11 protein-coding genes and 4 riboswitches are annotated in these 12,605 nt (G+C 69.3%); of the genes, 6 read left to right on the forward strand and 5 right to left on the reverse strand.

The genetic code is table 11. The features are described 5' to 3' along the window. Positions 1–5: 5 nt before the first annotated feature. The 5 genes from AC3ZJJ_RS14645 to AC3ZJJ_RS14665 form a co-directional block, all read right to left on the reverse strand. Positions 6–917, reverse strand: a complete 912-nt coding sequence (locus AC3ZJJ_RS14645; RefSeq protein ID WP_489892553.1) for an ABC transporter permease — start codon at positions 915–917, stop codon at positions 6–8. 32 nt (positions 918–949) lie between these two features. Beyond that, entirely contained in the window at positions 950–1,909 is a 960-nt protein-coding gene (locus tag AC3ZJJ_RS14650) for an ABC transporter permease (RefSeq protein ID WP_489892554.1), read from the reverse strand. Between the two features lie 6 nt (positions 1,910–1,915). Continuing rightward, positions 1,916–3,571 (reverse strand): ABC transporter substrate-binding protein, encoded by a 1,656-nt coding sequence (locus AC3ZJJ_RS14655; RefSeq protein WP_489892555.1) that lies wholly within the window; start codon positions 3,569–3,571, stop codon positions 1,916–1,918. 94 nt (positions 3,572–3,665) lie between these two features. After that, a riboswitch (SAM riboswitch) is annotated at positions 3,666–3,756 on the reverse strand. Positions 3,757–4,029: 273 nt separating this feature from the next. Continuing rightward, positions 4,030–5,436, reverse strand: coding sequence for an LLM class flavin-dependent oxidoreductase (locus tag AC3ZJJ_RS14660; protein WP_489892556.1), 1,407 nt, complete (start codon positions 5,434–5,436; stop codon positions 4,030–4,032). A gap of 44 nt (positions 5,437–5,480) precedes the next feature. Then, positions 5,481–6,737 (reverse strand): acyl-CoA dehydrogenase family protein, encoded by a 1,257-nt coding sequence (locus tag AC3ZJJ_RS14665; RefSeq protein WP_489892557.1) that lies wholly within the window; start codon positions 6,735–6,737, stop codon positions 5,481–5,483. Between the two features lie 7 nt (positions 6,738–6,744). After that, positions 6,745–6,842: riboswitch (SAM riboswitch) on the reverse strand. Positions 6,843–7,037: 195 nt separating this feature from the next. On the opposite strand from AC3ZJJ_RS14665, the gene AC3ZJJ_RS14670 reads away from it, so the two are divergent. The 6 genes from AC3ZJJ_RS14670 (at position 7,038) to AC3ZJJ_RS14695 (ending at position 12,420) form a co-directional block, all read left to right on the forward strand. Further along, positions 7,038–7,661, forward strand: a complete 624-nt coding sequence (locus AC3ZJJ_RS14670; RefSeq protein WP_489892558.1) for an AmiS/UreI family transporter — start codon at positions 7,038–7,040, stop codon at positions 7,659–7,661. A 33-nt stretch (positions 7,662–7,694) separates the two neighbouring features. Further along, positions 7,695–7,982 (forward strand): FmdB family zinc ribbon protein, encoded by a 288-nt coding sequence (locus AC3ZJJ_RS14675; protein ID WP_489892559.1) that lies wholly within the window; start codon positions 7,695–7,697, stop codon positions 7,980–7,982. A 78-nt stretch (positions 7,983–8,060) separates the two neighbouring features. Then, a complete protein-coding gene (gene fmdA, locus AC3ZJJ_RS14680; RefSeq protein ID WP_489892560.1) occupies positions 8,061–9,317 on the forward strand; it encodes a formamidase in 1,257 nt (418 codons plus the stop codon). A 209-nt stretch (positions 9,318–9,526) separates the two neighbouring features. After that, positions 9,527–9,616, forward strand: a riboswitch (SAM riboswitch). A gap of 5 nt (positions 9,617–9,621) precedes the next feature. Further along, a complete protein-coding gene (locus AC3ZJJ_RS14685; RefSeq protein ID WP_489892561.1) occupies positions 9,622–10,452 on the forward strand; it encodes an ABC transporter ATP-binding protein in 831 nt (276 codons plus the stop codon). A 76-nt stretch (positions 10,453–10,528) separates the two neighbouring features. Beyond that, entirely contained in the window at positions 10,529–11,569 is a 1,041-nt protein-coding gene (locus AC3ZJJ_RS14690) for an aliphatic sulfonate ABC transporter substrate-binding protein (protein ID WP_489892562.1), read from the forward strand. After that, positions 11,566–12,420, forward strand: coding sequence for an ABC transporter permease (locus AC3ZJJ_RS14695; protein WP_489892563.1), 855 nt, complete (start codon positions 11,566–11,568; stop codon positions 12,418–12,420). Before AC3ZJJ_RS14690 ends, AC3ZJJ_RS14695 begins: the two co-directional genes overlap by 4 nt. Before the next feature lie 83 nt (positions 12,421–12,503). Continuing rightward, positions 12,504–12,605, forward strand: a riboswitch (SAM riboswitch).

The raw sequence follows: 12,605 nt of genomic DNA on the forward strand, positions 1-12,605 counted from the left end.
CGTCCCTAGAAGCGGAAGATTTTTTGCAGCTGGCGGCCCAGTCCCGCCAGCAGGATGACGGCCACGACGATCACCAGGCCCGGGAGGCTGGTCAGCCACCAGGCCGTGGCCAGGTACTGCCTGCCCTCGGCGATCAGCAGGCCCCACTCGGGGGTGGGAGGGGGCGAGCCGAAGCCGAGGAAGCCGAGGCCGGAGATGGCCAGGATCGCGGCTCCCAGGTCCACCGCCAGGAGCGCCAGCACGGGTCCGCAGGCGTTGGGCAGGATGTGCTTGAACACGACCGACGCGTACGAGCCCCCGTTGAGGAACGCCGCCTCGACGTAGTCCAGATTGCGCACGCGCAACACCTCCGAACGGACCACGCGCGCGAACGACGCGATCGAGGCGATCCCCACGCCGATGCCGAGCGAGATCGGTCCGGGCGCGAACGCCGTGACGATGATCAGCGAGATGAGGAACCCCGGGACCGCCAACAGCACGTCGACCAGCCGCATGGTGGCGGCGTCGGCGAAGCGTCCCGCGGTGGCGGCCAGCAGGCCGATCCCGGTCCCCACGACCAGGCCGATCAGCACGGCCAGCCCGGCCGTCAGCAGCGTCTGCGAGGTGCCGTGCACCACGCGCGAGTACACGTCGCGCCCAAGGTGGTCCGTGCCGAACCAGTGCGCGGCACCCGGTGCCTGGAACTTGTCCGCCGGGACGCCCGTGACGGGATCGAGTCCGGTGAAGATTCCCGGGAAGAGGGCCCACCCGAGCACCAGCACCAGCGGCGCGGCGGTCAGCCACAGGGCGGGCGAACGCAGGGGACCGCTTCGCCGCCGGGTGGGCGGTGCCACCGTCTGGCCGACTCCGGACGCCGGGACGTCGGGCTGGACCGCCAGGGCGGCGACCGGGGCTATGGTGTCTGGCTTGATGCTCATGGATTCGCTCCGTTGCTTTTGGGCGCTGCTTCTCAGGCGGCCAGCGCGCGGGGCGCACCGTGGGCACTGCTCTTCAGGATCCGTGGATCCAGGAGCGGGTACAGGAGGTCGACGACGAGGTTCACGCCGACGAAGGCGGAGGCGGTCAGCAGCACCAGCCCCTGGACAAGGGGCACGTCCTGCGCCGTGACGGCCTGGAGCACCACCTGGCCTAGGCCCGCCCGCGCGAACACGGTCTCCGTGATCACGGAACCGGCAAGCAGCGTTCCCACGGTGATGCCGCTGATCGTCATGGCGGGGGCCGCCGCGTTTTTCAGCGCATGCCGGTAGAAGATCCACGCGGGCGAGGCGCCCTTGGCCCGCAGCACGTCGATGAACGGCTGCGCGTAGACGGCGTCGAGGCTCTTGAGCAGGACCTGCGCAATCGGCGCGGACACGTGCACCGCGAGCACAAGCACGGGCACGGCGAGCGAGGCGAAGGAGCCGTCCGGGAACAGCGACATCACGCCCAGTTGGATGGCAAGGACCTGCAGCAGCACCAGGCCGAGCCAGAACACCGGGACCGCCGCGAACAGCGGAGGCAGGTTCAGGATCGCCCGTTTGAGCCACGTTGCCCGCGCCAGCGTGGCGGCCGCGGCCAGCGCGACCGCCAGCACCACGGCCACCACGAAGGCGCTGCCGGCGAGGGCCAGGGTGGAGCCGATGACCGAGCCGATGCGCTCGGAGACCGGTTGCCCGGAGGCCAGCGAGTAGCCGACGTTCCCGCGCAGTATGTCGGCCAGCTGGCCGACATACTGCACCAGGAGTGGCTGGTCGTAACCGTACTGGGCCTTCATGGCGGCGATGGTCGCCGGATCGGCCGCCGCATCGGCGGACAGGAAGATCGTCACCGGGTCGTTGGGCAGCAGCTGCACCGCCAGGAAGACCAGCGTATAGGCGAGCCAGACGACCAACAGTGCCTGTCCGACCCGTCGCGCGATGTAGGCGGCCACGGCGGACTACTCTCCGGTCTTCCAGGCGCCCTGGAAGATCGGCGCGGTCCCGGACGTGAACTCGACGTTCGCATTGGTCGCGCCGCCGTAGACCTGCACCTCGTCCCACAGGACCAGTGAGAGCGCCTTGTCGACGACCAGCTCGCGCTGTTCCTCGCCGACCAGCTCCAGGTGCCCGGCCTCGGTCGTGGCGGCGCGCTCCTCGGCGAAGAGCGCGTTGAGCTCCTTGTCCGCATTGAGCGTCTGCGTGTTCGTCTCCGGACCGAAGACGGGTCCCAGGCCGCCGTAGGCGAACTGCCGGGTGCCGAAGAACTCGATGTTGGGGTCGATCATCGCGGTCGTCAGGAACGTGTTGTCGGCCGCCCGGTTGACCAGCTTGACACCGATCTGCCGCCACTGCTGCTCGATCAGCTCGAACGCCGGCTTGATGACGACCGAGTTGTTGGACGACGTGATGGTGACCTGTAGCTTCTCCCCGTCCTTCTCGCGGATGCCGTCGGCGCCCACGGTCCACCCGGCCTCGTCGAGCAGCTTCTTGGAGTTCTCTGGGTCGTAGGCCAGGTCCGCGGACAGGTCGACGAACCCGGGGGCGGCGTGGTTGAGGACGGACCCGGCGATCTCGTAGCTGTCGGAGAGCACGGTGTCCTTGATCGACTGGCGGTCGATGCCCGTCTGCAGGGCCTGCCTGACCCGCACGTCCTCGAGCTTGCCGCTGCCGATGCGCACGGCGGCCATGTTGGCGGTCAGGTCGATGCCCTTGGCGGGCAGCACCTGGGCGCCGCCGGCGGACAGTGCCGCCTCGTCCGCGGGCTGCAGGCCGCGGACCAGGTCGACCTGGCCGGACTGCACGGCGCCGGCGCGGTGGGCGACCTCGGGCAGGTACTTCACGACCAGTTTGTCCAGGTACGCGGCACCCTGGTTCTCGGCCGTCTCCGGCGCCCAGGCGTAGTCGGCGCGCTTGGCGAAGACCACTTCCTCGTCGGTCTTCTCCGACTCGAATACGAACGGGCCGGAGCCCACGATCTTCGCGATGGCGGACTGCCCGGCGTTGTCGAGCTCCAGCGTGGCCGGGGAGACCAGGCCGGCGGTGACCGAGGAGGTGGCCCGGAGGAAGTTCGCGTCGGGAGTCTTCAGCGTGACCTTGACCTGGTTGTCGCCGACGACCTCGGCCGACTTGTAGGCCGAGAAGTCGACGTTCGGCTGGACCTGGGCGGATTCGATGCCCAGGCCGAGCGCGTCCAGGTTGGCCTTGACGGCCTTCGCGTCCAGCGGCGTCCCGTCGGAGAAGGTGACGCCGTCCCGGATGGTGAACGTGAACTCGGTCTGCGCCTCGTTGGCCTCGAATTCGCTGGCGATCCAGCCCACGAGCTTGCCCTGCTCGGCGTCGAAGTACGTCAGCCGGTCCAGGACGCTGTTGAGCACGTTGGCCTTCTCGTAGAAGCGGGCCGCCTGGGTCTGCCAGTTGTTGATCGGGGTCACCTCCGCGTAGGTGAAGGTCCCGCCCTGCACCGGTTCCCCCGCGGGGGCCGACGACGGCGTGGTGGCCGCGCCGGAGCCGCAGGCCGCGAGGCCCAGGGAGGCGGCGGTCAGGAGGGCGGCGAGGGCGGAGGCGCGGCGAACGGTGCGGCGCCCGGACTGGGTCTTGCGAGGTGTGGGTTCCATCGTGGATCCTCCCGGTCGGTACCGAGGAACGCTGGGTCCACAGGGCATCGCCGTCGGCTGTCGCCGGCGGTCGCGAACCTGGGGAGCTTGGCAATCTCCATCGGTCCTGGCATGAGCACCGGCCCCGTGCGGGGTGGTTGCTGCGGCGTCAACGAGCCAGGTCTCTTAGCCGCTCTGGATGGTGAGTCGACCGCGGGGGGGTACCGCGGGCTTGATTCAAGTGTGTTGCAGGATCTTCGATGCGACCAAGCATTACGCCGTGTGGATGAAACAAATGGACACACTGGGCGTCACAGGGGTCATATTCGTTCGCCACGGCGTCATATGACACAACGTTACGCACGCCGCGCCGTCGCGCCTTGCCATACGCTCGGCAGTGCCGCATCCTGACCCGCCGCGGGCCTGACACGCCTCCGGCCCGGATCCGACGGCGGATCCGGGCCGGTTTGTGACGGGCGCTAGCGGACTACGGCGGACGCGGAGACCCGATAGCCGGCCGCGCGGTGCGTGTCGGCGACCCTGTCGCCGCGGCCGAAAAGCTTGTTGCGTAGCGTCCCAGGCGCGTAGCCGGTGGGATACGCGCCGAGCTTCTGGAGCTCCGGCACCACGTGCTCCACCACGTCCTCGAACGTTCCGGGGGTGATGGCGTAGGCCAGGTTGAAACCGTCCACGTCGGTCTCGTCCACCCATTCGACGAGCTTTGCGGCGACGTCCTCACCCGAGCCGACCGTGATCGGCCCGAACCCGCCGACGCCGACCCACTCGGCGAGCTGGCGGATGGTCCAGGGCCTGCCCGTGTCGCCTGAGGCCCGCTTGAACGTCTCCACCGAGGACTTGATGGCGTTGGACTGGACGTTCTCTCCGATGACGTCGTCCGGCCCGTAGGTGGACAGGTCCACGCCCATCCAGCCGGAGATCAGCGCCAGCGCGCCGTCGATGTCCGCGTAGGACTTGTACTCCGCGAACTTCGCCTCGGCCGCCGCCGTGTCCTCGGCCGTGACGATGGTCTGCATGGCGTAGATGCGCACGTCGTACCGGTCCCTCCCGGCGGCCTCGACGGCGTCGCGGATCCTGGCGACGGTCTCCTTCAGCTGCTCGCGGGTAGGGCACGTGACGAAGATGGCCTCGGCGTTCTCCGAGCCGAAGCGCAGGCCGCGCGGCGACGTTCCGGCCCGGAAGACGACGGGCGTGCGCTGCGGGCTCGGCTCGGTGATGGCGATGCCGGGGACCTTGAAGTACTTCCCCTCGTGGCCGATTTCGTGGACCTTCGCCGGGTCGGTGAAGACACCGCTGTCGACGTCGGCGACCACCGCGTCGTCCTCCCACGAGCCCTCGAGCAGCTTGTAGACAACCTCGAGGTACTCGTCGGCGTGGTCGTACCGCTCGGAGTGCGGAAGCTGGTCCTCCTGGCCCATGTTCCGCACGGCGGAGGGCAGGTAGCCGGTGACGACATTCCAGCCGATCCGCCCGCGGGTCAGGTGGTCCAGGGTCGCCAGCCGGCGGGCGAACGGGTAGGGGTGCTCGTAGGCCGTGCTCGCGGTGACGCCGAATCCGAGGTTCTCGGTGACCAGCGCCATGGCGGAGACCAGCATCATGGGATCGTTCACCGGGACCTGGGTTCCGGCCCTCAGCGTGGTCTCGTTGGAGCCCCCGAAGACGTCGTAGGTGCCGAGGACGTCGGCGATGAAGATGCCGTCGAACAGGCCCCTCTCCAGCGTCTTGGCCAGCTCGGTCCAGTAGGTCAGCTCCTTGTACCGCGCCGACTGGTCGGCAGGGTGGCGCCATAGTCCGGGCGACTGGTGCCCCACGCAGTTCATGTCGAATGCGTTGAAGCGGATCTGGCGTCGTGACGGGACGGCGGGCATGGTTCTCCTAGCGTTGGTGGTGCCGGCGTGGACTGGGGGGCGGGTCAGCCGACGAACCCCACCTGGGCGACGTCGCCGACAGCGTCGAACTTCCGTGGCGGGGTGCCGTTGACCTCGTAGTCCCCCACGATGCGCGCCTTGTAGATGGCCGGGTTGTGCGTGGCGACGGTCCGCGCGTTGCGCCAGTGGCGGTCCAGGTTGCATCCGCGGGCGGTGGACGAGGCGCCCAGGCCGTCGAACAGCTTGGAGGCGGTGGCGAGCACCAACGGCTGGACCACGGTCTGCGCGCGGTTCGCCGCGAGTTCGCAGACCGCCCAGCGCTCCGCCTCGCTCAGCGTTGTCTGGCCGGCCACGGATTCGAGCTCCGCGACGGCGGCCAGGACCACCGCGTCGACGGCGAAGGCGGTGGAAGAGATCTCGCCCACCACCTGGAGGACCTGCGGCTCCTCGCGGACCGGCACGCCCGTGCCGGTGCTGAAGGAGCGCGTGCGCGCCTGCACGGCCGAGCGCGCGTCGGCGAGCACGGCCCGGCAGATGCCCGCCTGGACGGCGAGGAGCACCAGCTGGAAGACCGCCGACTCGGAGTGCGCCTCCAGGTCCGCTGGGCGCAACAGCGTGTCCACGGGAACGTCGTCGAACGTCGTCGAGCCGGTGCCGGTGAGTTGCTGGCCGAAGCCGTCCCAGTCGTCGAAGATCCGCACGCCCGAATGCTGGGTGGAGACGACGGCGATGTGCCGGTGCGCGACGCCCGGCAGGGTGGCGGCGACGGCCACCCAGTCGGCGAAAATGGTTCCCGTGCAGTAGTACTTCTCGCCCGACAGCCGCTGCCCGCCGTCGTGCTCGGCGAGCCGCGTGTTCAGGGTTCCCAGCTCGTTGCCGCCCCGCTCCGTGTAGGCGTTGCCCACGAGCTGCCCCCCGACGAAGCGCGCGAACCAGCGTTCCCTGATCTCGGGATCCTCCAAGGTCAGGACCGATTCCACGAAGCCGATGTGCGAGCGCAGCAGGTGCGCCACCTGGGAGTCGGCCTCCGCCAGCTCGACGAGGAGCCGGAACGTGTCCGCCAGCGTGGCGCCGTACCCGCCGTCGGCCTCTGGGACGCGCAGCGCGCCGAAGCGCAGCTGGTTGAGCCAGCCCACCTGCTCGTAGGGAAGCACCCGCTCGGCGTCGCGGATGGCGGCCCCCTCCGCGATGCGCTCGAAGACGGGGCGGAACACGGAGGCCAGCTCGTCATAGTGCCCGTCGACGGGCACTCCGGGAGTCAGCTTGATCAGGTGCCGCGCCGGGACAGGGAACTGCTCCACGTTAATCACTCCATCGAACCTGGCGTGAGCACCTACCTCCCGCGGGACGGGAAGGGGTTGCTGCGGCGTCGTTGAGCCAGGACTCTCGGCCGCTCTGGATGGTTGTTGACTCCATTTGTACCCGCCTTTTCGATCCCTGCCAAACGCGGGCTCATGCGGCGACTCGGTAAATCGGCGTCCATCCATTGACCTTGCCCGGGCCCGGGGATAGCTTGCTCGAACCGGTAAAAACCGCACTACCGCGCGCGAGATCCACCCCACTATCCCGTAACCCATGACTGTGTTTCGGAGGGTATCCACGTGAGTAACGTAGGTCTTTTGTATGTCGGAGCCGTGTTGTTCATCAACGGCCTGATGCTCATCGGCAAGGTGCCCGGCAAGTCCGCGGCCATCATCAACTTCTTCGTCGGAACCATGCAGGTGGTCTTTCCGACCATCATCATCGCCCAGTCGGGCGGGGACCCGGCGACCATCCTCGGCGCCTCCGGGCTGTACCTCTTCGGCTTCACCTACCTCTATGTGGCGCTGAACCAGATGTTCGGCCTGCCGGGCGAGGGGTTGGGCTGGTTTTCGCTCTTCGTCGCGGCATGCGCGGTGACCTACGGGGCCATCAGTTTCACCGTCTCCAACGACCCGGTGTTTGGGGTCGTCTGGATCATTTGGGCCGTCCTGTGGTTCCTCTTCTTCCTGCTGCTGGCGCTGGGCAAGGACTCGCTGACGGAGACCACGGGCTGGTTCACGATCATCGTGGCGCACCTGACCGCGACCATTCCGGCCCTCCTGCTGCTGTCCGGCACCTTCGTGTCCACTCCCGCCAACGCCGTGGTGATGGCCGTTGGGGGCATCGCCGCGCTCGCCATCGCCTGGTTCCTGGGCCGGCGCGCGTCCGTCCAACGGGAGTCGGCGGCGGCCGCGCACGCCTGACACCCACGCCCACCACAAGAGTTAGGAGCGCCGATGCCCCTGTACGAGTTCCGCTGTCCCGAGGGAACAACACTCGAGGGGAACTATCCGATGGGCTCGGTCCCCGAGGACGTCCCCTGCCCGGAATGCGGAGCGCCCGCGCGGCGGCGAATCTCCGCCGCCCGCCTGTCCATCGCGGGCGGCTCCGCGTTCGGACTCGTCGAATCCACGCTGTGCAGCGCCCACGAGCCCGAGGTTGTGTCCTCGCTGCCCGGGCGCGGCCGGCGTCCCGCCACGCGCACCACCACCAACCCGCTCCACCGAAAGCTGCCGCGTGACTGACGGCGGCATGCCCCAGCGGGCCTTCCCCACGGGGGGCCCGGACACCAGTTCCACCCGATCGTGAAGGAGAAAAGCGCCATGCCTGAAGTCATTTTCCGCCTCGATTCCAGCAAGAAGTTCGAGGAGCAGGAGAAGGTCGGACACAACCGGTGGCACCCGGAGATCCCTCCGGTCGCCACCGTCAAACCCGGCGACTCGTTCCGCGTCGACTGCCGCGAGTGGTTCGACGGCGCGATCGTCAACGACGACTCCGCCGACGACATCCTCAATGCCCCGCTGCTGACCGTGCACAAGCTCAGCGGCCCCTTCGCCGTTGAGGGCGCGAAACCGGGCGACCTGCTGGTGGTGGACATCCTCGACGTCGGACCCATCCCCCAGGAGGACTCGGGCCCGCTGGCCGGCCAAGGCTGGGGCTACACCGGGATCTTTTCCCGCAACAACGGTGGCGGCTTCCTGACGGACCAGTTCCCCGATGCGTACAAGGCCATCTGGGACTTCACCGGACAGGTGGCCACCTCGCGGCACGTCCCCGAGGTGTCCTACGAGGGACTGATCCACCCCGGGCTGATGGGCACCGCACCGTCCGCGGAACTGCTGGCCAAGTGGAACAAGCGGGAGGGCGACCTCATCGCAACCGACCCGAACCGGGTCCCTCCCCTGGCCCTGCCGCCCGAGGGGGAGCACGCGGTCCTGGGCGGACTGGCGCGCGGGGAGTGGGAGCGGGTCGGCGCCGAGGCCGCGCGCACCGCGCCTCCCCGGGAGAACGGCGGAAACCAGGACATCAAGAACTTCTCCAAGGGAACGCGGGTCTTCTATCCGGTGTTCGTCGACGGGGCCAACCTGTCCATGGGCGACCTGCACTTCTCGCAGGGCGACGGCGAGATCACCTTCTGCGGCGCGATCGAGATGGGCGGCTTCCTGGACCTGCGCGTCGACGTGATCAAGGGCGGCATGGAGACCTACGGGGTCAGTGAGAACGCCATCTTTATGCCCGGCCGCGTGGACCCCCGTTACAGCGAATGGCTGGCCTTCTCCGGGACGTCGGTCACCCTCGACGGCGAGCAGAAGTACCTGGACTCGCACCTGTCCTACCAGAGGGCGTGCCTGCACGCGATCGACTACCTGACGAAGTTCGGCTACAGCCGCGAGCAGGCCTACCTCCTGCTCGGGTCGGCCCCGATCGAGGGGCGGCTCTCCGGCGTCGTGGACATCCCGAACTCCTGTTCGACCGTCTACCTGCCCACCGCGATGTTCCACTTCGACGTACGGCCCTCCGCGGCGGGCCCACACCGGATCGACCCGGGCATGGGCGCTCCGCGCTCGGCAAACACCTAACCCGGCATCGGCGGCAAGGTGCCGCCCGCGGTCGGTGAACGACGGCGGGCGGCACCTTGTCGCGTGCGGTGCCGGCCGCGAAAACCGGCAGCATGCCAGCGCACGGTCGAAGCTTCTTCGATTCCTGGGCCCATCGCCGTGTTACGTCGAATATGTCACCCATGCTCGAAAACTTGCCCACGGCCCGCGCATGCCGTTTAGTTGACTCATTACCATCCCGAGCGGCCGAGAGATCTGGCTCGACGACGCCGCAGCAACCACCCCTCGGGGGCCGGTGCTACCGCCAGTACCGATGGAGATGAGCATGACCACCACAATTGCGCCGGGCGCACGCGCCGGCGCGGCGCCAGCCGGGGAACCGGGCTCCGCGTTTGCCGTTTCCTTCACGGGCCTCAGCCGCGCCTTCGGCGAGGGATCCGAGCGCCGCACCATCTTGGATTCCATCGACTTCGACGTCGCGGCCGGCGAGGTCCTCGCCGTTCTGGGCCCCAGCGGTTGCGGCAAGTCGACGTTGCTCCGGGCAGTGGCCGGCCTCGACCGGCCCACCAGCGGCGAGGTCTCCATCGGCGGACGTGCCGTCGACGGACTCGACGACCGTTCCGCCGTCGCCTTCCAGGAGCCCCGGCTGCTCCCGTGGCAATCGGTCCGGCGGAACGTCGCCCTCGGCCTGCCCCGCGGGACGCCCAAGGCGGAGGCCGCGGAACGCGTCGCGGAACTGCTGGACCTCGTCGAGCTCTCGCACTACTCCGACCACCGGCCGCGCGAAATCTCCGGCGGCATGGCGCAGCGGGCGTCGCTGGCCCGCGCCCTGGCCCGGCGGCCGGGCGTCCTGCTGCTGGACGAGCCGTTCGGCGCCCTGGACGCGCTGACCAGGCTCAAGATGCAGGACCTGCTGCTGGACATCCACCACGCCCACCCCTCCACCGTGCTGTTGGTGACGCACGACGTCGACGAGGCGCTCCAGCTCGCGGACCGGGTCGTCGTCCTAGGCAGCGTTCCCGGAATCCAGGGGGCGGGCATCACGCAGGTCCTCGAGGTCCCCGGCGAGCGCCCCCGGGACCGCGCCTCCGCCGAACTGGCCCGCCTGCGCTCCTCACTGCTGGAGAGCCTCGGCGTCGACTCCCACCGCCGCTAGAGCCCCACGCCTCGTCCCCGAACATCCCGCCGACGCCGACGCGCGCCCCCGGCGGCCCCACCAGATTGGACACACCATGATCCGCACCACCCTGTCCCCCGTCTCCCGCCGCCGCTTCCTGGGCCTCGGCGCGGCCGGCGCCGCCGCCGCCCTCCTGACCGCCTGCGCCGGCGAGGGCTCCGGCTCCGAGGCGGGGGGAGCCGCCGAGACCCTGAACATCGACTTCGCGACCTACAACCCGCTCAGCCTGGTCATCAAGGAGAAGGGCTGGCTCGAGGCGACCCTCAAGGACCGGGGCGTCACCGTGAACTGGGTCCAGTCGGCCGGGTCCAACAAGGCCAACGAGGCGCTCCGGGCGGACGCCATCCAGGTGGGTTCAACCGCCGGTTCGGCCGCGCTGCTGGCCCGCTCCAACGGTTCGCCGATCAAGGTCATCAGCCTCTACTCGCGGCCGGAGTGGGCGGCGCTAGTGGTGCCCAAGGGTTCTTCGATCAAGTCCGTCGCAGACCTGAAGGGCAAGCAGGTCGCCGCCACCAAGGGCACGGATCCATACTTCTTCCTGGTGCAGTCACTGGAGGAGGCCGGGCTGTCCATCAACGACGTCACGGTCCAAAACCTCCAGCACGCCGACGGCCGCGCCGCCCTCGAAAACGGATCCGTGGACGCCTGGAGCGGACTGGACCCGATCATGGCCGGCGCCGAGCAGGCCGGCGCCACGCTGCTCTACCGGAACCTGGCCTTCAACACCTACGGCTTCCTCAACGCCACGGAGAGCTTCATCGCGGAGTCCCCCGACCTGGCGCAGACGGTCGTCGACGCGTATGAGAAGGCCCGCGCCTGGGCGGCGGAAAACCCGGAGGAGACCGCCACGATCCTCGCCGGCGTCGCGTCCCTGGACCAGGAGGTCGCCGACAAGGTGATCCTCGAACGCTCCAACCTCGACGTCGACGGCGTGCCGGGCGCGGCACAGACGAAGGTCCTGGCGACCGTCGGCCCGATCTTCGTCGAGACCGGAGACGTCACGGACCAGGGCAAGATCGACGAGGCCGTGGCCAGCATCGTCGACGACACGTTCGCGAAGAAGGCCGACGCCTCCACCATCAAGGACGCCGCGTGACGGTCGGCCCCAACACCAGCACGGTCGCCGAGGAGGCGATCGCCCGCGGCGGCGCCCCGGGCCCGGCCCGGTCGGTGCCGGCCGGACGGCGGCCCCGCGCGGCCACCGCGCGCCGGGTGGCGATCGGGGCCGTTGTGCCGCTCGCGCTGCTGGCGCTGTGGCAGACGGCCAGCACTCTCGGCTGGGTGTCGGCGGTGGCGCTTCCCCCGCCGGGTTCGGTCCTGGCCGCCGGCGCGGAGCTCTTCGAGCGCGGCGAACTGACCCGGCACATCGGGATCTCACTGCAGCGCGTGCTGTTGGGCTTCGCCGTCGGCGCCGTCCTCGGGCTTGCGCTCGGCTCGCTCGTGGGCCTGTCCAAGTGGGCGGACTCCCTGCTCGGGCCCACCATCGGCGCGTTTCGCGCCGTTCCTTCCCTCGCGTGGGTCCCGCTGCTGATCCTGTGGATGAAGATCGGCGAGGACTCCAAGGTGACGCTGATCGTCATCGGCGCGTTCTTCCCGATCTTCACCACGGTCTATCTGGCGCTACGGCACGTGGACAAGAACCTGGTGGAGGCCGCGCGGGCCTTCGGCGTGAACGGACTGCGGCTGTTGACCACCGTCCAGCTGCCCGCCGTGGTGCCGGCGATCTTCTCCGGACTCCGGCTGGCGTTGGCCCAGGCGTGGCTGTTCCTGGTCGCCGCCGAACTGATCGCGTCCTCCATGGGGCTGGGGTTCTTGCTGACCGACTCGCAAAACAACGGCCGCACCGACCGCCTGCTGCTGGCGATCATCCTGCTCGCGGTGATCGGCAAGACCACGGACGCGTTGCTGGGGATCGTCGAGCGCTGGGCCGTGCGCCGCTGGGCCTAGCCCCGCACGGCCCGGGGGCGAATGTTGCGTTTTGCGCGCGCCCGGTTTGCGGCCGGTGCGCCCCGGGGCCTTTAGTTGTAGTGAAACCATCCCGAGCGGCCGAGAGATCTGGCTCGACGACGCCGCAGCAACCACCGGGCAGCCAACGCTGCCGCGGACGGTGCTACCGCCAGGACCGATGGAGC

It is taken from the genome of Arthrobacter sp. AOP29-A2-19, assembly GCF_058138025.1.

Excerpts from the sequence above, each read along its gene's own strand:
- fmdA (WP_489892560.1), top strand. The coding sequence starts at position 8,061 with ATGCCTGAAGTCATTTTCCGCCTCGATTCCAGCAAGAAGTTCGAGGAG.
- AC3ZJJ_RS14690 (WP_489892562.1), top strand. The coding sequence starts at position 10,529 with ATGATCCGCACCACCCTGTCCCCCGTCTCCCGCCGCCGCTTCCTGGGC.
- AC3ZJJ_RS14685 (WP_489892561.1), top strand. The coding sequence starts at position 9,622 with ATGACCACCACAATTGCGCCGGGCGCACGCGCCGGCGCGGCGCCAGCC.
- AC3ZJJ_RS14660 (WP_489892556.1), bottom strand. The coding sequence starts at position 5,436 with ATGCCCGCCGTCCCGTCACGACGCCAGATCCGCTTCAACGCATTCGAC.
- AC3ZJJ_RS14655 (WP_489892555.1), bottom strand. The coding sequence starts at position 3,571 with ATGGAACCCACACCTCGCAAGACCCAGTCCGGGCGCCGCACCGTTCGC.
- AC3ZJJ_RS14675 (WP_489892559.1), top strand. The coding sequence starts at position 7,695 with ATGCCCCTGTACGAGTTCCGCTGTCCCGAGGGAACAACACTCGAGGGG.
- AC3ZJJ_RS14645 (WP_489892553.1), bottom strand. The coding sequence starts at position 917 with ATGAGCATCAAGCCAGACACCATAGCCCCGGTCGCCGCCCTGGCGGTC.